Here is a 21,062-nt window from a genome sequence, read left to right on the forward strand (position 1 = left end):
GAATTGTGATAATTAGCCGCTAGAATCCGAAAATACTTATGAGGATGACTCACCAATGCTCAGGGAAAACGCCAACGACCTGCTTGCCTTTCTGGCGGTAGCCCGTGAGCGCAGCTTTACCAAGGCGGCGGCCAAACTCGGGGTTTCCCAGTCCGCGCTGAGCCACACCATCCGCGCCCTGGAGGCGCGCCTGGGGCTGCGCCTGTTGACTCGCACCACCCGCAGCGTGTCACCCACCGAAGCCGGCCAGCACTTGATCGATACGGTCGGGCCGCACTTCGATGAAATCCAGGTGGGGCTTGAAGGCTTGAGTAATTTGCGCGACCGGCCGTCCGGCACCATTCGCATCAACGCCATGGACCACGCGCTGGAATTCATCCTGTGGCCGGTGTTGAAACCGTTCCTGGCGCAGTACCCGGACATCGCCGTGGAGGTATGTTGCGACTATGGCTTTGTCGACATCGCCGCCCACGGCTTCGACGCCGGTGTACGGCTTGGGGAAGATGTGGCCCAGGGCATGATTGCCACGCGCATCAGCCCGGACATGCGCATGCTGGTGGTGGGCTCACCGGCCTACTTCGCCCAGCGCCCGGTCCCCCGCACGCCCCGGGACTTGACCGATCACGCCTGCAACAACTTGCGCCTGCCCACCAATGGCGGCCTGTATGTGTGGGAATTCAGGAAAGGCGACGAAAGCCTGAATGTGCGGGTGTCTGGCCAGGTGACCTTCAATGGCGTGTACCCATTGCTCAAGGCGGCGGTCGACGGCTTCGGCTTGAGCTACGTGCCTGCCGATCTGGTGGCGCCTTATCTGGCGGATGGGCGACTGGTGCAGGTACTGGATGACTGGTGTGCGCCGTTCGCCGGCTTCCATCTGTATTACCCCAGCCGCCGCCAGGCCTCGCCCGCATTTGCATTGCTGGTTGACGCGCTGCGTTATCGCGGCTGAAGGAAATCTGTCAGGGCCGCGCCCAACCCATCGAACACCACGGCGATGCGCGGGACCTTGCGCGCGACCACGGTGGATTCGACCGGACGACGGATGCGCAGGCGTTGAGCGTTGCTCTGTAAGACATGACTCACACAAACCCTGTGGCGAGGGAGCTTGCTCCCGCTGGGTTGCGCAGCAACCCCGAAAGCATTGACCGGCTCACCCTGAAGGACTGCAGTGGCCTACCAGGGGGTGCTTCGCACCCCAACGGGAGCAAGCTCCCTCACCACATTGGGCTCTTCGTCGGCTTTGAGGATCAGCACTTCTCCATTGCGCAACTGCCAGTCGAAAAAGTCTGAAAAATCATTGCGAACCAAGGCGCGAATCACCTTGGCCACCACCCCATGGGCAACCAAGCTACAACTGCATATTGTGTCCTTCATCCTGACGCTGAAAGGCCGCGAACGGCGCACCCGATAAAGCCCTAAGCTAAGACCGAAAAATTATTTATCGAATAATTTTTAGAACAATAAGCTGACCTTAATCCATTAAGAGTCGAGCACGCCATGCCCCTGTTTTCGCTCCATCGTCTTTTCATCACTGGCCTGGCCACGCTGGGCCTCTGCACCGCCCTGAGCGCTCAGGCCGAGGAAACCGTGCGCATCGGTTACCAGAAATCCTCGACCCTGATCACCTTGCTGAAAACCCAGGGCACCCTGGAAAAAGCCCTCAAGGCCGACGGCATCGACGTGACCTGGCACGAGTTCCCCAGCGGCCTGCCACTGCTGGAAGCGCTCAACGTCGGCAACGTCGACATCAGCGCCGACGTGGCCGACACCGTGCCGATCTTTGCCCAGGCCGCCCAGGCCAAACTCACCTATTTCGCCCAGGAAGCGCCCTCGCCCCAAGCCCAGGCGATCGTGGTGCGCAAGGACTCGCCGATCCAGCAACTGGCGGACTTGAAAGGCAAGAAAATCGCCGTGACCAAGGCCGCCGGCACTCACTACTTATTGATCGCTGCCCTGAACAAGGCGGGCCTGGCCTTCTCCGATATCGAGCCGGCGTACCTGACCCCCGCCGACGGTCGCGCTGCGTTTGAAAACAACAAGGTTGATGCCTGGGTCACATGGGAACCGTTCCTCACCAGCGTGCAGCGCCAATTGCCCACCCGCACCCTTGCGGACGGTACCGGGCTGGCCAGTTACAAGCGCTATTACCTGACGGGCACGCCTTATGCCAAGGCGCATCCCGAGGTGTTGAAACTGGTTTACGAGCAGTTGCACCACGCTGGTGAGTGGGTGAAGAGCCATCCGCGGGATGCCGCGAAAATGCTGGGGCCTTTGTGGGGCAACCTGGATGTGGAGACTGTCGAGGCGGCCAATGCTCATCGCAGTTATGAGGTGCAGCCGGTGACGCTGGATCAGTTGGGTGAACAGCAGAAGATTGCCGATGCGTTCTTCAAGGCGGGGTTGTTGCCCAAGGCGGTGGATGCGCAGGATGTGCAGGTGTGGAAACCCTGAGGCAGTCAACTGTGGGAGCCGGGCTTGCCCGCGATGCAGACAACTCGGTACTCCAGTCATACCGCGGTGATGCCATCGCAGCCTCGCCAAGGCTCGACAGCTCCCACAGGTGATGTTCAGGGCTTGGACTATCGGGGGTGTCAGCCTTTACGCGTCGCATCATCCAGCGCAAGGATGGTATGGGCATTGGTCACCGTGGTCGCCAGGGTATTGATCACTCCCGAGCGCAACGCCCCCAGCGTCGCCGCCGCCTTGGTATTTTCACTGGCAATCGCCACCACGTCCGGAATGCGGAACAGCTCCTGCACCGTCAACCCGATCACCCGCCCCTGAATCGCGTTGACCGCCGGCTGGCCATGAATGTCGATGAAGTCATAGCCCATCATGTCGCCCACGGTGCCGGACAACCGCGCCTGGGCGATTTCCTGGGGTGAGAACCAGCCCATGCGCACCATGTTGCTGTTTTCACTCATGTCGCCAATGCCGATCAACGCCATGTCGGCACGGCGGGCGCGGTCGAGGGTGGAGCGCACCGTATCGTTGCTGATCAACACGCCCCGCAGTTCCGGGTTGGCCACCAGCGCCGGGGCGTACAAGCTTTCACTCTCGCCGCCAAAGCGCAGGGCCAGGCGTCGGCAGATGTGGTCGGGGTTCATGTATTCGCCCGCCTTGAGCGAACCGCCGATGGCGCACACAAACGTGCAGTTGCGGGTCACCGGCAAGAACACATTGTCGGCCACCGCGCCGACGTTACGGCCCATGCCGACCGCGACGATCATCCCGTCGCTCAGGGTTTTGTTCAGGTAGTTGGCCACCAGGCTGGCAACCGCCGAGCGCTGGGTGTCGGGGTCGCTGTGGTCGACCGCGATCAAGGCGCGGTCCAGCTGGAAGCGATCCACCAGCGCCTGTTCCAGTTCGTTGTTCATCGCCGGGTGCTGCAACACCCGTACCTCGACAATCCCTTCATCCCGTGCGCGTTTGAGCAGGCGGCTGACTTTTGCCCGAGACAGGTCGAAGCGCTTGGCGATGGCTTCCTGAGTGACGTTCTCAAGGTAATAGAGCATCGCCACTTCGGTCATCAGGTCGATGTCGCTGGCGATGCGCTGGGTACTGTCACTCATGGGCACGGGCTTCCGTTTCGGTGTCAAAGGCGCATTCTCCCGACTCTTGCCCCGTTCCGTCCACTACTGATGCCCGTCACGCTCGATCGCGTTGATGCGGTCGACCTTGGCCCCGGAGCGCGCGGCTTCGAACTCGGACTCCAGGAACGCCTTGACGATGCTCTTGGCCAGTTCCGCGCCGATCACCCGCGCACCGATGGACAGGATCTGCGCATCGTTGCTCTTGCGCGCCCGCTCCGCCGAATAGGTGTCGTGGGCCTGGGCCGCACGAATCCCCAGGACTTTGTTGGCCGAGATGGCCATGCCGATGCCGGTGCCGCACACCAGCACCCCCAGCCGCTGCTCACCGGCATTGATTGCCGTGGCCACCGCCAGGGCAATGTCCGGGTACAGCACCGGCGCCGTGGAATGGGTGCCGAAGTCGGTCACCGGATAACCCAGCGCCTCGATATGGCGCTTCAACAGTTCTTTGAGCTCATAACCCGCTTCATCGCATCCGATAGCCACCGGGAAAGGTGTGTTCATGGCGTTTGGCTCCGCTGCCGTTTTGGGTACTTTCGAATGATCATATGATCACTCAATGAAATTTTGCTCAGTCATTTCTCGAACATTCCAGGCGCCCTGTCAAGCAGGATTTAGCTGACCTTACAGTCAAAGCCCTCTAAACCGGCTAACCTTGCGCAAATCCGCCCATTTACAACTTTTAAGTGAAAGAGATTGACTGATCAGAATTTCATTTGATACACATATGCTCACAGCGAAACATGACTGTGCGACCTAATAAGAATTCACAGCACGAGGACACGCCGATGGCCACGCCATTACTGCTCCAGGCTGAACACGTCGCCAAGGCTTACGCCGGGATCCCTGCCCTGCGTGAGGGGCGCCTCTCTCTGCGGGCCGGCAGCGTCCACGCCCTGTGCGGCGGCAATGGCGCAGGCAAGTCGACTTTCCTGAGCATCCTGATGGGCATCACCCAACGTGACGCCGGGACCATCCTGCTCAACGGCTCCCCCGTCCAGTTCAACCGCCCTAGCGAAGCATTGGCGGCAGGGATCGCGATGATCACCCAGGAGCTGGAACCCATCCCCTACATGACCGTCGCCGAAAACATCTGGCTGGGCCGCGAGCCGCGCCGCGCCGGCTGCATCGTCGACAGCAAGGAACTCAACCGACGCACTCGCGAACTGCTGGAAGGCCTGGAGTTCGACGTCGACGCCACCAGCCCCATGCATCGCCTGAGCGTGGCGCAGATCCAACTGGTGGAGATCGCCAAGGCATTCAGCCACGACTGTCAGGTGATGATCATGGACGAGCCCACCTCGGCCATCGGCGAGCGTGAGGCCGAAACCCTGTTCAAAGCGATCCGCCGCCTCACCGCCCGTGGTGCCGGCATCATCTATGTGTCGCACCGCCTCAGTGAACTGGCGCAGATTGCCGACGACTACAGCATCTTTCGTGACGGCGCCTTCGTTGAGACCGGGCGCATGGCGGATATCGACCGCGCCCATCTGGTACGCGGCATCGTCGGCCAGGAACTCACCCGCATTGACCACAAGGTCGGCCGCGAATGCGCCGCCGAATGCTGCCTGGACGTCGACAGCCTGAGCCGCGCCGGCGAGTTCCAGGACATCAGCCTGCAACTGCGCCAGGGCGAGATTCTCGGCATTTATGGACTGATGGGATCGGGCCGAAGCGAATTCCTCAACTGCATCTACGGCCTGACCACTCCGGACTCCGGCAGCGTGACCCTGCAAGGCAAACCGATGCCCATCGGCCTGCCCAAGGCGACGATCCAGGCCGGCATGTCGCTGGTCACCGAAGACCGCAAGGACAGCGGCCTGGTGCTCAGCGGCAGCATCCTCTCCAACATCGCGTTGTCGGCGTACAAGCAGCTGTCGAGCTGGTCGCTGATCAACGCGCGCAAGGAAAACCAGCTGGCCCAGGACATGGTCAAGCGCCTGCAAATCAAGACCACCTCCCTGGACCTGCCGGTGGAATCCATGAGCGGCGGCAACCAGCAAAAAGTGGTGCTCGCCAAATGCCTGTCGACCCAGCCGATCTGCCTGCTGTGCGACGAGCCGACCCGGGGCATCGATGAAGGCGCCAAGCAGGAGATCTATCACCTGCTGGACCAGTTCGTGCGTGCCGGTGGTGCGGCGATTGTGGTGTCGTCCGAAGCCCCGGAATTGCTGCACCTGAGTGACCGTATTGCCGTGTTCAAAGGCGGAAGGCTGGTGACCATCAGCAGCGATACCGCCCTTTCCCAGGAAGCCTTGCTGAGTCTTGCCTCATGAATGCCAAATCACTTTCTACACCCGCAGCCGCCCCCATCACCACTGCACCGCGCAGTCGCCTGCGCTTGTCCCTCGACCGCTTCGGCCTGCCGCTGGTGTTTATCCTGCTGTGCCTGGTGATGGCCTTCGCCAGCGAATACTTCATGACCTGGCGCAACTGGATGGACATCCTGCGCCAGACCTCGATCAACGGGATCCTCGCCGTGGGCATGACCTACGTGATCCTGACCAAGGGCATCGACCTGTCGGTGGGTTCGATCCTGGCGTTTGCCGGGCTGTGCAGCGCCATGGTCGCGACCCAGGGCTATGGTGTGCTGGCGGCGGTCAGCGCCGGGATGTTCGCCGGGGCGATGCTCGGGGTGGTGAACGGCTTTATGGTCGCCAACCTGTCGATCCCGCCCTTTGTCGCGACCTTGGGCATGTTGAGCATTGCCCGGGGCATGACCTTCATCCTCAACGACGGCAGCCCGATCACCGACCTGCCCGACGCGTACCTGGCGCTGGGCATTGGCAAGATCGGGCCGATCGGTGTGCCCATCGTGATCTTCGCCGTGGTCGCGCTGATCTTCTGGATGGTGCTGCGCTACACCACCTACGGCCGGTATGTGTACGCGGTGGGCGGCAATGAGAAGAGCGCGCGCACCTCCGGGATCGGCGTGCGCAAGGTGATGTTTTCGGTGTACGTGGTCTCGGGGTTGCTCGCCGGGTTGGCCGGTGTGGTGCTGTCGGCGCGCACCACCTCCGCCCTGCCCCAGGCGGGCACTTCTTATGAGCTGGACGCGATTGCCGCGGTGGTGATCGGCGGCACCAGCCTGTCGGGCGGTACCGGCACGATTGTCGGAACGCTGTTTGGTGCACTGCTGATCGGTGTGATCAACAACGGCCTGAACCTGCTCGGCGTGTCCTCCTATTACCAGCAGGTCGCCAAGGGCCTGATCATCGTGTTCGCAGTACTGATTGACGTGTGGCGCAAGAAGAAACGCTAGTTCTGGAAACTACCACTACAACAATAACGGAGTTCTCTCATGAAACTTGGTACGACTTTGGCCGCCGTCGCGGCACTCTCCCTGCTCGCCAGCAGTGTCACCCTGGCCGCCGATGGCAAGACCTACAAGATCGGCGCCGCCGTGTACGGCCTCAAGGGCCAGTTCATGCAGAACTGGGTGCGCGAGCTGAAGGAACACCCGGCCGTCAAGGACGGTACCGTGCAACTGACGGTGTTCGACGGCAACTACGACGCCCTGACCCAGAACAACCAGATTGAAAACATGGTGACCCAACACTACGACGCGATCCTGTTTGTACCGATCGACACCAAGGCCGGCGTCGGCACCGTGAAGGCGGCCATGAGCAATGACGTGGTGGTGATCGCCTCCAACACCAAGGTGGCCGACGCCAACGTGCCTTATGTCGGCAACGACGACGTGGAAGGCGGCCGGCTCCAGGCCCAGGCCATGGTCGACAAGCTCAAGGGCAAGGGCAACGTCGTGATCATCCAGGGCCCGATTGGCCAGTCGGCACAGATCGACCGGGAAAAGGGCGAGATGGAAGTGCTGGGCAAGTACCCGGACATCAAGATCATCGAGAAGAAAACCGCCAACTGGGACCGCGCCCAGGCCCTGGCCCTGACCGAAGACTGGCTGAACGCCCACCCCAAAGGCATCAACGGGGTAATCGCGCAAAACGATGACATGGCCCTCGGCGCGGTGCAGGCATTGAAGTCCCATGGGCTGACCTCCAAGGACGTACCGGTGACCTCCATCGACGGCATGCCGGATGCGATCCAGGCAGCGAAGAAAGATGAAGTGACCACCTTCCTGCAGGATGCCCAGGCGCAATCCCAAGGCGCGCTGGATGTGGCGCTGCGGGCGCTGGCCGGCAAGGATTACAAACCGCAGTCGGTAATCTGGGAACGTTATGGCAAGGACGTGAAATGGGGCGATGGCACTGCCAAGAACTACATCCTGCCGTGGGTACCGGTGACCAATGCGAATGCGGATGCGCTGTACCAGCAGGTGAGCGGTACGAAATAAAAACACGATCAATGTGGGAGCTGGCTTGCCTGCGATGCAGACGACTCGGTCTATCAGGAGTACCGAGGTGATGCCATCGCAGGCAAGCCAGCTCCCACATTTGACCGGGCTCCACCCTTAGATCTCGATTGTCAGCAAGAGGAGTCATGTTCATGTCTGGATTCTGGAATCAAGCCTTCGACCTCACCGGCCGCTGCGCCGTGATCACCGGCGGGGCCGCCGGGATCGGTCTGGCTTGTGCCAGCCTGCTGGTGGAACGCGGCGCGCGGGTGGCCTTGCTCGACCGCGACCCGGCCGTGGTCGAAGTCGCCGCCAGCCTCGGCGCCGGGAACATCGGCATCGCCGTGGACCTGCGCCAACTCGACCAGGTGCACAGCACCGTCGACTACGTATTCGATCATTTCAAACGCCTGGATTACCTGGTCAACAGCGCCGGGGTCGCGCTGCTGGACAAGGCCCTGGACGTCAGCGAAAACGCCTGGGACACCACCCTCGACATCAACCTCAAGGCCAGCTTCTTTGTGGCCCAGGCCTGCGCCAAACACATGCTCGCCCAAGGCAGCGGGCGCATCGTCAACCTCGCCTCCCAAGCGGCGGTGATCGGCCTGGACCGTCACGTCGCCTACTGCGCCAGCAAGGCCGCCGTGGTCGGCATGACCAAGGTGCTCGCCATGGAATGGGCGCCCCACATCAACGTCAACGCCATCTCTCCGACCATCGTCGAAACCGCCCTGGGTAAAAAGGCCTGGGCCGGCGAGCTGGGGGAACGGGCCAAATTGCAGATCCCGGCGGGCCGCTTTGCCCAGCCGGAGGAAATCGCCGGGCTGGCGTTGTACCTGCTCAGCGACGCCGCGCAGATGATCACCGGCGAAAACGTGGTGATCGACGGCGGCTACAGCATCCAGTAATTCATCTTTTGTCGTGAGGTTTATCGTCATGTCTACCGTTACCGAGCGCACGCCCGAGCAACTGTCACCCGTCATTCCGAAAACCATGCAGGCCGTGGTCTGCCATGGCCCCGAAGACTACCGCCTGGAGACCGTCGATGTGCCGACGCCCGGCCCCGACGAGATCCTGACCAAGGTCGAGCTGTGCGGCATCTGCATGGGCGACATCAAGACTTATCGCGGTGCACCGTCGTTCTGGGGCGACGCCGAGCAGCCGCGCTACGTGAAGCCGCCGATGATTCCCGGCCACGAGTTCGTGTGCCGCGTGGTCGCCCTCGGCCCCGGCGCGGAAAAGCGTGGGGTGAAGGTCGGCGACCGGGTGATTTCCGAGCAGATCGTGCCGTGCTGGGGCTGCCGCTTCTGCAACCACGGCCAGTACTGGATGTGCCAGAAACACGACCTGTACGGTTTCCAGAACAACGTCCAGGGCGCCATGGCCCAGTACATGATCTTCACCAAGGAAGGCATCATCCATAAAGTGCCGGACTCGATTGCCCCGGATGAAGCCATCCTGATTGAACCCCTGGCCTGCTCGCTGCACGCAGCGGAACGGGCCAATGTGGATTTCGACGACATCGTGGTGGTGGCCGGTGCCGGTACGTTGGGCCTGGGGATCATCGGCGCGGTGCGCATGCGCAACCCGAAAAAACTCATCGTGCTCGACATGAAATCCGAGCGCGCCGCCCTCGCCCTGCGCATGGGTGCGGACGAAGTGTGGAACCCGGCCGAAGTCGACGTGATGGCGAAGATTCGCGAGATCACCGACGGCTACGGTTGCGACATTTACATCGAGGCCACCGGGCACCACAAGGCGGTGAACCAGGGCCTGGCGATGCTGCGCAAGCTGGGGCGCTTTGTGGAGTTCAGCGTGTTCAACGACGAGGCCACGGTGGACTGGTCGATCATCGGCGACCGCAAGGAACTGGACGTGCTGGGCTCCCACCTCGGGCCCTACATGTACCCGCGTGCCATCGACTTTATCGGCAACCGCAAGATCGACATGCGCGACGTGGTGACCCACAAATTTGCCCTGGCAGACTTCAAGGAAGCGTTTGCGGTGATGGAGCGCGGGGACAAGTCGCTTAAAGTGGTATTGGAACCCTGATTTGCTCAATAACACAGAACCCTGTGGGAGCCGGGCTTGCCCGGCTCCCACACCAAGAATAAGAACACAGGAAACCGCGTTATGAATCGAGTGATAAACGATCCGGATCAGGTGGTCGAGGACATGCTGCGGGGTATTCTGGTCGCGCACCCCGAACTGCGCCAATACGAAGCCAATCCACGGGTGATCGGCAAGGCCAAGCCGTCGCCACAGGGCCGTGTGGGCATCGTGACCGGCGGCGGTTCTGGCCATGAACCCGCCTTCCTCGGCTATGTCGGCCCAGGCCTGGTGGACGCCGTGGCCGTCGGCGAGATCTTCTCCTCGCCCACCGCCAAAAGCTTCTTCGATGCCTTCCGTGCCGCGGACCACGGCGCTGGCGTGGCGTGCCTGTACGGCAACTACGCCGGCGACAACATGAACGTGAAGCTGGCAATGAAAATGGCCGCCAGCAAGGACATGCAGATTCGCACCGTGGTCGCCAACGATGACGTGGCCTCGGCGCCCAAGGCCGACATCGCCAAGCGTCGCGGGGTGGCGGGCGAGATCTTCATGTGGAAGGCCGGCGGTGCTGCCGCTGCCCAGGATTACGATCTGGACGGGGTGATTCGCGTCGCCCAGAAGGCCGTCGACAACTGCCGCTCCATCGGCATCGGCCTCACGCCCTGCACCATCGCGGCGGTGGGCAAGCCGAACTTCCAGATTCCCGACGGGCAGATGGAATTAGGCATCGGCCACCACGGCGAACCGGGCATTGAAGTGATCGCCATCGAATCCGCCGAGGCCATGGCGGCCCGCATGCTGGCGCCGATCCTCGCCGACCGCGACTTCAGCCAGGATGACAGCGTGGTGGTGCTGGTCTCGGGCCTGGGCGCGACGCCGGTGATGGAGCTGTACATTTTCTACGCCGAGGTTGAACGTCAACTGCTGGCCAAGGGCTTGAAGATTCACCGCTGCTACGTGGGCAACTACTTCACCTCCCTGGAGATGATGGGCGTGACCCTGACCTTGCTGGGCCTGGACGCCGAGCTGAAAACCCTGATCGACCAACCCTGCCGCTCCATCGGCATGACCCAGGCGGACTAAACCATGAGCCAGCATTTCTCCACCCACGACGGCAGCGCCATCGTCGCCGACCTGGTGAGCGTGATCGTTGCCAACCGCGAATACCTGAGCGAAGTCGACGGCGCCATTGGCGATGGCGACCACGGCATCAACATGGCCAAGGGCTTTGCCCATTGCGGGCGCACCATTGAAGGCCGCCAGTTGACCCTGGCCGAAGCGCTGGATGAGTTGACCCTGAGCCTGATGGAAGGCATCGGCGGCTCCATGGGGCCGCTGTATGGCAGCCTGTTTATCGGCATGGCGGATGAGGTGCGGGGCCGCGAAGAGATTGACGCGGCGACCTTTGCGCATTTGCTGCGGGGCGGGCTGACGTCGCTGCAAGACATCACCGAAGCCGGCGTGGGTGACAAGTGTTTGATGGATACGCTGATTCCGGCGGTGGAAGCGTTTGAACAGGCCCATGGGGCGGGGGCGTCGTTCAGTGAGGCGCTGGACGCGATGAAAAGTGCCGCGTCACAGGGGCGGGATTCCACCAGGGACCTGGTGGCAAAAATCGGCCGCGCCAGCCGCCTGGGCGAGCGCTCGCTGGGTGTGCTGGATGCCGGAGCGGTGTCGTGCTGCTTGATACTGACGCGATTGGCGGATTCGGTTCAACATCGGTTGGTGTAGCGCCTGGTCAGGCCTCATCGCAGGCAAGCCAGCGCCCACAGCTGACCGCGCACGCCCGGACAACTCGGTCAACTGTGGGCGCTGGCTTGCCTGCGATGGCCGCGACCCGGCTTAACTTTTATCACCAAAGCCAGCCGCACTCAGTTTGACCTGCTCGATGTACCGCGCCACCGCCGGCGCCTTTTCAAAGCGCCGGTGAATCAGCGACAACCAGGACGACGCCTCACTGCCCTCAATCGTGCGGTACACCACGTTCGGCAAGCTCACATGCCCCACCACCGACGCCGGCACCACCGCCACGCCCTGCCCCAGTGACACCAGGGCAATCACCGCCACCAACCCGCCCGGCTGCGGCCCCAAGCGCGGCGCATAACCACCCTGCGCAGCCACCTGCAGCGTGCCGCTGATCTGTTCGGGCAAGATAAAGGTCTCGTTTTGCAGATGCTCACAACTGATTGCCTTTAATCCCAGCAGCCAGGAATCCTGGGGCAACGCCAACACAAACCCTTCGCTAATCAAGCGCACTGCCTCAACGCCCTCGGGCAATGTCATCGGCGAGCGGATATAGCCAATATCGAAGCGCCCTTCCGCGACCAGCCCCGGCAACGTCGCCATCGGACTCTCGCGCAGGTTGAGGCTCACGTCCGGGCAATCCTTGCAGAACGCCTGCACCTGGCGCTGCAACAGACCCGAATAGACTGCCGACGCAACGTACCCCAGTTCAATGTGACCAATCTCACCGCGCCCGGCGCGCTGGGCATTGCGCTGGGCGAATTCGAACTGACGCACCGTGGCCTCTGCCTCGATCAACAGCGCCGCCCCCGCTTCGGTGAGGCTGACTTCGCGCTGCTGGCGGATAAACAAGCGCGTACCAAGGGTGTTTTCCATGTCCTGGATCTGCCGGCTCAGGGTCGGCGGAGCGATGCCCAACTGCTCGGCAGCACGCGTGAAATTGCGTTGCCGGGCAACCGCCAGGAAGTAGCGGAAATGACGTATTTCCATCACAGGATTAGCTCAAAGGTAATGAAGTGCTCCACCACGCCTAATAAACACACCCCAGGTCGTAGATAAGCTGGCAGCAGGTCCACCTTAGAGAGCCTTTGCGATGCACGTCAAATTCTGTTTCAGGATTGCCCAAGAAGTAATCCAACCATGAGTAGCATTAGCCCGCGCCTGACGCTGCTGACCGCCTCCGGGGTCTGCTCACTGATCGTGCTCGACACCAATATCGTTGCCGTCAGCCTGCCGAGCATCGCCCGGGACCTGGGGGCGAACTTTGCCGATATCGAATGGGTGGTCAGCGCCTACATGCTGGCCTTCGCCGCCCTGTTATTGCCGGCCGGAAGCATTGCCGACCGCTTTGGGCGCAAGAAGACCCTGATCTGGGGCCTGGGTATTTTCATCCTCGCATCCATTGGCTGCGGCGCGGCGCCGAATGCGTTGTTCCTGGATATCGCCCGCGCCGTCAAAGGTGTCGGCGCGGCGCTGCTGCTGACCTCGGCCCTGGCCTCCATCGGCCATACATTCCATGACGAAGTGGAGCGCGCCAAGGCCTGGGCCTTCTGGGGGGCGTGCATGGGCGTGGCGATGACTGCCGCGCCGACCCTCGGCGGCTTGATCACCCAGTACCTGGGCTGGCGTTGGATTTTCTATCTGAATTTGCCGGTCGGCCTGGTGCTGATGGGACTGGTACTGCGCGCGATTCCGGAGTCTCGGGACGCCCAGTCCGCCCGGCTCGACCCCTGGGGCAGCCTGACCTTCAGCGCCAGCCTGCTGTGTTTGATCTGGGGCCTGATCGAAGCCAATCGCATCGGCTGGGACAACCCGCTGACCTACGCGCGGCTGCTGGGTGGTGCTGCGCTGTTAGGTTTGTTTGTACTCGCCGAACGCCTGCAACAGCGGCCCATGGTGGACCTGCTGTTGTTCAAGCACCCGCGCTTTATCGGCGCGTTGCTGGGGATGTTCGCCTATGCCGGGTGCGCCCAGGTGATGATGACGCTGCTGCCGTTCTACCTGCAAAACGGCCTGGGGTTCTCCGCGATCGCCTCGGGGCTGGGCATGTTGCCGTTTGCCTTGACCATGCTGATCTGCCCGCGAATTGGCGCACGCCTGGCCAGCCGTTTTGCCCCGGCAACCATGATGGCGACCGGGCTGGCGTTGGTGGGGTGCGGCAACCTGCTGAGTGCCTGGGCGGTGAATGTCGGCGGTTATCTGCCGTTCGCCCTGGCCATAGCGGTCACGGGGGCCGGCGCCGGGTTGCTCAATGGCGACACCCAGAAAAACATCATGGCCTGCGTGCCACGGGACCGCGCCGGGATGGCGTCGGGCATGAGCACCACCATGCGCTTCAGCGCGATCATGTTGGCCATCGGCGTGTACGGGGCGTTGTTGAGCAGCCATAGCGAACAGTTGCTGCACACGAGCATCGGCTCCCAGTGGCAGGAACAGGTGGCAGGAATTGCTTCACGGGTAGTGGCAGGCGATATGCCGGCGGCCATGGCGCTGCTGCCTGAGTCGGCACGGGTGATGGTGCAGCCACTGGCGCGGCAAGCGTTTGTCGGCGGGTTCAGCGTGGTGTTGTGGGTGGCAGGGTTGTTGGGGTTGCTGGGGGCTTTGGTGGTGGGGATGTTGATGAAGAATCCGATCCCCGCTGCACCGATACCCAACTGTAGGAGCGAGCTTGCTCGCGATGGACGTTAACGATAACGCGGGGAGCCTGACTCCCCGCGGCGCTCTCAGGTTTTTCGCGAGCAAGCTCGCTCCTACAAGGTACTACCAGAAACGCTGCTGGGTCAGGCGGCTCCACCAGGTCAGCAGAACGCGGTCTACCGAACCGCTGGCGGCCAGGCCCACCCGCTCTTGCAGGCTTTTACGCTCGGCATAGTGCAGATGGAACACTTCGGCTGTCTTGGCCTTGGTCGCCAGGTATTCGTCGCTGGTTTGCAGCTGGTCTACCAGTTGCTTGTCCAGCGCCGCGACGCCCAGCCAGACTTCGCCAGTGGCCACATCATCAATGGCCAGCTGCGGGCGGTAGCGCGACACGAAGTTCTTGAACAGTTGATGGGTGATGTCCAGGTCTTCCTGGAACTTCTCGCGGCCCTTCTCGGTGTTCTCGCCAAACACGGTCAGGGTGCGTTTGTATTCACCGGCGGTCAGCACTTCGAAGTCGATATCGTGCTTCTTCAGCAGGCGGTTGACGTTAGGCAATTGCGCCACCACGCCGATGGAGCCAAGGATGGCAAACGGTGCGCTGATGATCTTTTCGCCGATGCACGCCATCATGTAGCCGCCGCTGGCCGCGACCTTGTCGATGCACACGGTCAACGGTACGCCCGCCTCGCGGATACGCGCCAGTTGCGACGACGCCAGGCCGTAGCTGTGAACCATGCCGCCGCCGCTTTCGAGGCGCAGTACCACTTCGTCCTTGGGCGTGGCCAGGCTCAGCAGCGCGGTGATCTCATGGCGCAGGCTTTCAGTGGCCGAGGCCTTGATGTCGCCGTCGAAATCCAGCACGAACACCCGAGGCTTGGCTTCGGGTTTCTTCTTGCCTTTCTTCTTTTCGGTCTTGCTTTCGGACTTGCGCAGGGCCTTGAGCTGGTCCTTGTCGAGCAGGGTCTGCTCCAGGCGCTCACGCAGGCCTTTGTAGAAATCATTGAGCTTGCTGACCTGCAACTGGCCGGCAGCTTTACGGCGGCCCTTGCTGCGCAGCGCGGCAAAACTGATCAGCACCACCAGGATGGCGACGACCAGGGTGACGGTTTTAGCCAGGAAAGTAGCGTACTCGGCCAGAAAATCCATGTGACTCCTTACAAGTGCAGTGCGCCAGGCGCGGATTGCCCAAGCATACCGACGCCACCGCCAGGGGGCCAGTGATCAAACCGCCAGCAGCGGGCCTCTAACGACCTTTTAAAACAAGCGTATGTTTTTTCATTGACAGCTTCCCGGCATCCTCATAACCTCGCCAGACTTTCAACGTACCGGGAAAACGGACGTGGGCAGCATTTACCTGATTCGACATGGCCAGGCCTCCTTCGGTGCAGACGACTACGACGTGCTGTCGCCCATTGGTGTGCAACAGGCGCAAGTGCTGGGCCGCCACCTGGCGGAACTGGGCCTGAGCTTCGACCGCTGCGTGTCGGGTGACCTGCGCCGGCAGCAGCACACCGCCACCGCTGCCTTCGAACAATACAGCGCCCTCGGCCTGCCGGTACCCACGCTGGAAATCGACAGCGCGTTCAACGAGTTCGACGCCGAGGCGATCATTCGCGCCCTGCTCCCGGACCTGCTGCACAGCGAACCCGAAGCCCTGCACATATTGCGCAACGCCGCGCAGAATCGCGGCGAGTTCCAGCGCATCTTTTCCCTGATTGTCGAACGCTGGCTGGCCGGCACCTACGACCCGCCGGGGCTGGAAAGCTGGCTGGGGTTTGTCGAGCGCGTCCAGGGCGGCCTGCAACGCCTGCTCGAAGCCGCCGATAACAGTGACAAAATCGCCGTGTTCACCTCCGGCGGCACCATCACGGCCCTGCTCCACCTGATTACCCGGATGCCTGCTGCACAGGCCTTCGAACTGAACTGGCAAATTGTTAACACCTCGCTCAACCAGCTGAAATTCCGTGGTCGCGAGGTGGCACTGGCTTCCTTCAACAGCCATACCCATTTGCAACTGTTGAAGGCGCCGCAGCTCATCACCTTCCGATGAATTGCGGCCAACCGTGACCCCAAGGTCACTGGACTCACCATAAAAGGATCGAAACCATGACTGACGTAGCTAAAGCCGTAGAAGCAATGAAAGCCAAATTCAACCCAGCCGCTGCCGACGGCCTGGACCTGGTGTTCGGTTTCCGCATCGACGACACCCAGAACTTCTCGCTGGTCGTGAAAAACAAAACCTGCGAACTGCTGGAAGGTGAAAACCCAGACGCCCAAGTCACCCTGGTGATGGACGGCGAAACCATGAAAGGCATCGTCGACGGTTCCACCGACGGCATGCAGGCATTCATGGGCGGCAAACTGCGCACTGAAGGCGACATGATGCTGGCCATGAAATTGAGCGAGCTGTTCCCGGCCTGATCAAGGCAACCCTGGCCAGACCCGTGTGGGAGCGAGCAAGCCCGCTCCCACAATTTGATTGTGCTGTTTTCAGGTTTTTGGCTGCAACAACAGCGCCACCAACGCACTCCACCCCGTCTGATGCGAAGCCCCCAACCCGCGCCCGGTCTCGCCATGAAAGTACTCATGAAACAACACCAGATCGCGACTGCCCGGATCCGCCTCCAACTGCGCATACCCCACCATTGACGGCCTCGAACCGTTCTCATCCCTCAGAAACAATCGCGTCAACCGCTGACTGAGCCCATCCGCCACCTCTTCCAGCGAAGCCAGATACCCGCTCCCCGCCGGATACTCCACCGAGAAATTATCCGCGTAGTACCGATGAAACTCCCGCAACGACTCAATCAGCATGTAGTTGACCGGCATCCACAACGGCCCACGCCAGTTGGAATTACCACCGTACAACCGCGAATCCGACTCTGCCGGCTCATAACGGGCACACAGCGTGTTGCCATTCATCTTCAGCGCCAGCGGCTCTTCGGCAAACGCTTTCGACAGCGACCGCACACCAAACGTCGAGAGAAACTCAGACTCACCCAGCATGCGCCGCAGCAAATCCTTGGTCCGCTCCCCCCGCAACAGCGCCAGCAACAGGCGATTTCCCTGCCCCGGCTCGTTCCAGCGCGACACCAGCTTGGCCAGGTCCGGCCGATGCTTCATAAACCCCAGCAACCGCTCGCGCAAACCCTCCAGCCCTTCATGCTCGCGCTGCTCCAGCACCAGCACCGCAAACAACGGCATCAGACCGACAATAGAACGCAGTCGCACCGGCTCACTTTCACCGTCCGGACGATGCAGCACGTCATAGAAAAACTGATCCTGCTCATCCCACAAGCCGTCAGCGCCATCGTCAACGCGGTTGATCGCCCCGGCGATATACAGGAAGTGCTCAAAGAACTTCACCGCGATATCCACATACACCACGTTGCGCTTGGCCAGTTCCAGGCCGATACGCATCAGGTCCAGCGCATACGCCGCCACCCACGCCGTGCCGTCCGCTTGGTCCAGCTGATAACCCGGCGGCAAATCAGCCGAGCGATCGAACAGCGCAATGTTGTCCAGCCCGAGAAACCCGCCCTGGAACAGGTTGCGGCCCTCGGCGTCCTTGCGGTTAACCCACCAGGAGAAATTCAGCAGCAGCTTGTGGAAGATCCGCTCGAGGAAATCCATGTCGCCCACGCCGTTCAGCGCCTTGTCCTGCTGATACACCCGCCAGCTGGCCCAGGCATGCACCGGCGGGTTGGCGTCGTCGAAACGCCATTCGTACGCCGGTAACTGCCCGTTGGGGTGCATGAAGCGGTCTTTCACCAACAACAGGAGTTGCTGCTTGGCGTACCCCGGATCCATCAGGGCAAACGCCACCGCCTGGAAACCCTGGTCCCACGAGGCGTACCACGGGTACTCCCAGGTGTCGGGCATCGAGAGAATGTCGAAATTCGACAGGTGCCGCCAATGGGTATTGCGGATATGCAAACGCTCGGGCGGCGGCGCGGGCTGGGCCGGGTCGCCGTCGAGCCATTGATTCACGTCGAAGTAATACAGCTGCTTGGACCACAACAACCCCGCCAGAGCCTGGCGCTGCACGTTGCGTGCGTCTTCATCGGCGATGCCCTGCTGCAGCGCCGCGTAGAAATCATCAGTCTCCTGACGACGCTCTTCGAACAGCTTGCGCGCGTTGATCCACGGCGCCTCCGCCGGGGCGAAGCGCAGGTACAGGATTTTGCTTTCCTGGCCCGCCAGTTCCAGGATGAAACGCGCGGCCACTTTCGTGCCCGAATCCCGGCGAATCGCCGACTCCAGGCCCGTGGTCACATAGTCGTTGATCCCGTCCTTGAACGGCCCCGGCCCAGGCTGCCCGTCCAGCTTGGGGAAGTTGGTTTCGTTCTCGCAGAACAACCACTCCACACCGTCCTGGCCCCAGGCACTCAGGTGGCGATCAAACAGTTCATGGTGCCGGGCCACCACCTGATCGCCTTCCAGCCGCAGTTCCGGCTTGGGGGCATCGTGGGTCCAGCTCCAGTCGTTACGCGCCCACAGGTGCGGCAACACCTGCAAGCGTGTGGGCTGGTCCGATCGGTTGTGGACGGTGATGCGCATGAACACGTCATCGGGCTGATGCTTGGCGTATTCCACCGTGACGTCGCAGTAGCGGTTGTCTTCGAAAACCCCGGTATCGAGGATTTCGTATTCGGCATCCCCCAGGCCACGCCGGGCGTTTTCGGTGATCAGGTCGTCGTAGGGAAAAGCCGCATGGGGGTATTTGTAGAGCATGCGCATGTAGGCATGGCTCGGCACGCCATCGACGAAAAAGTACAGTTCCTTGACGTCTTCGCCGTGGTTGCCCTCCGCGTTGTTCAGGCCGAACAGGCGCTCCTTGATGATCGCGTCGTGCTCGTTCCACAGGGCCAGGCCCAGGCACCAGCGCTGGGCCTTGTCGCTGAAACCCGCCAGGCCATCCTCGCCCCAGCGGTAGGCGCGGCTGCGGGCGTGTTCGTGGGGGAAGTAGCGCCAGGCATCGCCGTCGGCGCTGTAGTCTTCGCGCACCGTGCCCCATTGCCGCTCGCTCAGGTAAGGGCCCCAGTCACGCCAGCGCTCGGCGTCGTCCTTGGCCAGGCGCTGGCCTTCAATCGTGTTCAGAATGTTCGTCGCAGGCTGTGCCGTCATCGAGTCTTCCGTCGCATTCAGAGGTGACGGCCAGTGTAGAGCCCATCGGCGGTGAGATGCACGTGAAGCTAATAACATCCAGCTCATTCATTTGCAGAATGAAGTCCAGAGGAATCTTCGTTTGCAAGGCCATGGCGGGCCCAACAAAATCAGGCAACCGTGTAGTTCACCTCAACAGCCGCCAGGAATTTTTCTATGCCCACCGCCCGCCATGTCAGCCCTGACGACATTCGCAAAGGCTTCTCCAAAGCCATGTCCGACATGTACCGCGATGAAGTGCCGCTGTACGGCGCGCTGATGGAACTGGTGGCCGAGACCAATGCCCGGGTACTGGAAACCGACACCGCGCTGGCTCACCAACTGCAGCGCACCGGCGAAATCCAGCGCCTGGACATGGAGCGCCACGGCGCCATCCGCCTGGGCACCGCTGAGGAATTGGCGACCATCAGCCGCCTGTTCGCGGTGATGGGCATGCAGCCGGTGGGCTATTACGACCTCACACCAGCCGGCGTCCCCGTCCATTCAACGGCCTTTCGCGCCGTACATGAAAGCGCCCTGCAAACCAGCCCGTTCCGCGTGTTCACCTCCCTGCTGCGCCTGGAACTGATCGAAAACCCTGAACTGCGAGCCTTCGCCGAGTCAGCCCTGGCCCAGCGCTCGATCTTCACCCCACGCGCCCTTGAGCTGATCCAACAAGCAGAAGCCGACGGCGGCCTCGACGCTACCCACGCCGAAGCGTTTATCCAGCAAGCCCTGGAAACCTTCCGCTGGCACCACACCGCCACCGTCACCGCCGCGCAATACCAGCAACTGAGCGACCAGCACCGGCTGATCGCCGACGTGGTGGCGTTCAAGGGCCCGCACATCAACCACCTGACGCCGCGCACCCTGGACATCGACCAGGTACAGGCCGCGATGCCCGGCAAAGGCATCACCCCCAAGGCCGTGATCGAAGGCCCGCCCCGCCGCCAGTGCCCGATCCTGTTGCGCCAGACCAGCTTCAAGGCCCTCGACGAGGCAATCGCCTTTACCGACGCCAAGGGCAGCCACAGCGCGCGCTTCGGTGAGATCGAACAACGCGGCGTGGCGCTGACCCCCAAGGGCCGCGCGCTGTATGACCAACTGCTGAATGCTGCACGGGATGAATTGGGCGCGTTTCCGAATGAGGCCAATGCCGCGCGCTACACCGAATTGATGGAGCAGCACTTTCAGGAGTTTCCCGACAATCACCGCGAGATGCGCGAGCAGGAACTGGCGTACTTCCGCTACTTCGTGACCGAGAAAGGCTTGGCCGCCCAGGAGAAGGTTAAAACCCTGGACGAACTGATCGCCGCCGGCCACGTGGACGTGGAACCGTTGGTGTACGAGGATTTTCTGCCTGTGAGTGCAGCGGGTATTTTCCAGTCGAACCTGGGGGATGCGGCGCAAAGTCACTACGCGGCCAACTCCAACCAGGCCGAGTTTGAAAAGGCCCTGGGCCGCCAGACGATTGATGAGCTGAAGTTGTACGGAGAAACCCAGCAGCGCTCGATTGACGAATGCAAACGCGCGCTGCTGGCTTGAAAGAGAGAGTTCGCCCGGCCACGGCGCATTCCATG

At 61.9% G+C, this 21,062-nt stretch carries 19 protein-coding genes; 13 read left to right on the forward strand and 6 right to left on the reverse strand.

The annotated features are described in order from the left end of the window. Nucleotides 1-55 precede the first annotated feature (55 nt). Complete coding sequence (locus tag LIY45_RS19340; RefSeq protein ID WP_226477267.1) at nt 56-949, forward strand: LysR family transcriptional regulator; 894 nt, start codon at nt 56-58, stop codon at nt 947-949. Here the strand turns inward: LIY45_RS19340 and LIY45_RS19345 are convergent. Further along, nucleotides 937-1,083 (reverse strand): hypothetical protein, encoded by a 147-nt coding sequence (locus LIY45_RS19345; protein ID WP_177325537.1) that lies wholly within the window; start codon nt 1,081-1,083, stop codon nt 937-939. The two genes, LIY45_RS19340 and LIY45_RS19345, sit on opposite strands and share 13 nt — an antisense overlap. Nucleotides 1,084-1,497: 414 nt before the next feature. On the opposite strand from LIY45_RS19345, the gene LIY45_RS19350 reads away from it, so the two are divergent. Next, the gene (locus LIY45_RS19350) at nt 1,498-2,451 is read left to right on the forward strand and encodes an aliphatic sulfonate ABC transporter substrate-binding protein (protein WP_226477268.1); all 954 of its coding nucleotides are present in this window, start codon (nt 1,498-1,500) and stop codon (nt 2,449-2,451) included. Between the two features lie 140 nt (nt 2,452-2,591). Here LIY45_RS19350 and LIY45_RS19355 read toward each other — a convergent pair whose 3' ends face one another. After that, a complete protein-coding gene (locus tag LIY45_RS19355; protein WP_226477269.1) occupies nt 2,592-3,572 on the reverse strand; it encodes a sugar-binding transcriptional regulator in 981 nt (326 codons plus the stop codon). A gap of 63 nt (nt 3,573-3,635) precedes the next feature. Then, nucleotides 3,636-4,097: a ribose 5-phosphate isomerase B gene (rpiB, locus tag LIY45_RS19360; protein WP_226477270.1), complete on the reverse strand. Its 462-nt coding sequence runs from the start codon at nt 4,095-4,097 to the stop codon at nt 3,636-3,638. A gap of 284 nt (nt 4,098-4,381) precedes the next feature. Between rpiB and LIY45_RS19365 the strand changes: the two genes are divergently transcribed. The 7 genes from LIY45_RS19365 to dhaL all read left to right on the forward strand — a co-directional run bounded on the left by LIY45_RS19365 (nt 4,382) and on the right by dhaL (nt 11,685). After that, complete coding sequence (locus LIY45_RS19365) at nt 4,382-5,869, forward strand: sugar ABC transporter ATP-binding protein (RefSeq protein ID WP_003215714.1); 1,488 nt, start codon at nt 4,382-4,384, stop codon at nt 5,867-5,869. Continuing rightward, nucleotides 5,866-6,855 carry an ABC transporter permease gene (locus LIY45_RS19370; protein WP_010172022.1) on the forward strand — a complete coding sequence of 330 codons (990 nt, stop codon included), beginning with the start codon at nt 5,866-5,868 and terminating at the stop codon, nt 6,853-6,855. Before LIY45_RS19365 ends, LIY45_RS19370 begins: the two co-directional genes overlap by 4 nt. Nucleotides 6,856-6,894: 39 nt before the next feature. Continuing rightward, a complete protein-coding gene (locus tag LIY45_RS19375; RefSeq protein ID WP_226477271.1) occupies nt 6,895-7,902 on the forward strand; it encodes a substrate-binding domain-containing protein in 1,008 nt (335 codons plus the stop codon). Nucleotides 7,903-8,054: 152 nt separating this feature from the next. Beyond that, nucleotides 8,055-8,810 (forward strand): SDR family oxidoreductase, encoded by a 756-nt coding sequence (locus LIY45_RS19380; RefSeq protein WP_076016986.1) that lies wholly within the window; start codon nt 8,055-8,057, stop codon nt 8,808-8,810. Between the two features lie 28 nt (nt 8,811-8,838). Beyond that, complete coding sequence (locus tag LIY45_RS19385; protein ID WP_226477272.1) at nt 8,839-9,954, forward strand: alcohol dehydrogenase catalytic domain-containing protein; 1,116 nt, start codon at nt 8,839-8,841, stop codon at nt 9,952-9,954. 81 nt (nt 9,955-10,035) lie between these two features. Beyond that, on the forward strand, nt 10,036-11,037 hold the full coding sequence (locus tag LIY45_RS19390) for a dihydroxyacetone kinase subunit DhaK (RefSeq protein WP_226477273.1): 1,002 nt from the start codon (nt 10,036-10,038) through the stop codon (nt 11,035-11,037). Between the two features lie 3 nt (nt 11,038-11,040). After that, a complete protein-coding gene (gene dhaL / locus LIY45_RS19395; protein WP_226477274.1) occupies nt 11,041-11,685 on the forward strand; it encodes a dihydroxyacetone kinase subunit DhaL in 645 nt (214 codons plus the stop codon). A gap of 111 nt (nt 11,686-11,796) precedes the next feature. Here dhaL and LIY45_RS19400 read toward each other — a convergent pair whose 3' ends face one another. Further along, nucleotides 11,797-12,687 carry a LysR substrate-binding domain-containing protein gene (locus LIY45_RS19400; protein WP_226477275.1) on the reverse strand — a complete coding sequence of 297 codons (891 nt, stop codon included), beginning with the start codon at nt 12,685-12,687 and terminating at the stop codon, nt 11,797-11,799. A 150-nt stretch (nt 12,688-12,837) separates the two neighbouring features. Here LIY45_RS19400 and LIY45_RS19405 point away from each other — a divergent pair, with 150 nt between their 5' ends. Next, nucleotides 12,838-14,385, forward strand: coding sequence for an MFS transporter (locus LIY45_RS19405; RefSeq protein ID WP_226477276.1), 1,548 nt, complete (start codon nt 12,838-12,840; stop codon nt 14,383-14,385). A 72-nt stretch (nt 14,386-14,457) separates the two neighbouring features. On the opposite strand, the gene sohB is transcribed toward LIY45_RS19405, so the two are convergent. Beyond that, nucleotides 14,458-15,483 carry a protease SohB gene (sohB, locus tag LIY45_RS19410; RefSeq protein WP_017479031.1) on the reverse strand — a complete coding sequence of 342 codons (1,026 nt, stop codon included), beginning with the start codon at nt 15,481-15,483 and terminating at the stop codon, nt 14,458-14,460. A gap of 193 nt (nt 15,484-15,676) precedes the next feature. Between sohB and LIY45_RS19415 the strand changes: the two genes are divergently transcribed. Together LIY45_RS19415 and LIY45_RS19420 are read left to right on the forward strand one after the other, a co-directional pair. Then, nucleotides 15,677-16,387: a histidine phosphatase family protein gene (locus LIY45_RS19415; protein ID WP_093198097.1), complete on the forward strand. Its 711-nt coding sequence runs from the start codon at nt 15,677-15,679 to the stop codon at nt 16,385-16,387. 56 nt (nt 16,388-16,443) lie between these two features. Continuing rightward, entirely contained in the window at nt 16,444-16,758 is a 315-nt protein-coding gene (locus tag LIY45_RS19420; protein WP_017479029.1) for an SCP2 sterol-binding domain-containing protein, read from the forward strand. 69 nt (nt 16,759-16,827) lie between these two features. Here LIY45_RS19420 and LIY45_RS19425 read toward each other — a convergent pair whose 3' ends face one another. Then, the gene (locus LIY45_RS19425; RefSeq protein ID WP_017479028.1) at nt 16,828-19,464 is read right to left on the reverse strand and encodes a glucosidase; all 2,637 of its coding nucleotides are present in this window, start codon (nt 19,462-19,464) and stop codon (nt 16,828-16,830) included. A gap of 195 nt (nt 19,465-19,659) precedes the next feature. On the opposite strand from LIY45_RS19425, the gene LIY45_RS19430 reads away from it, so the two are divergent. Then, nucleotides 19,660-21,027: a VOC family protein gene (locus LIY45_RS19430; RefSeq protein WP_226477277.1), complete on the forward strand. Its 1,368-nt coding sequence runs from the start codon at nt 19,660-19,662 to the stop codon at nt 21,025-21,027. Nucleotides 21,028-21,062: the final 35 nt, after the last annotated feature.

Origin of the sequence: Pseudomonas sp. MWU16-30323, from assembly GCF_020515595.1 — a bacterium.
Taxonomy (GTDB): Bacteria; Pseudomonadota; Gammaproteobacteria; order Pseudomonadales; family Pseudomonadaceae; genus Aquipseudomonas; species Aquipseudomonas yamanorum.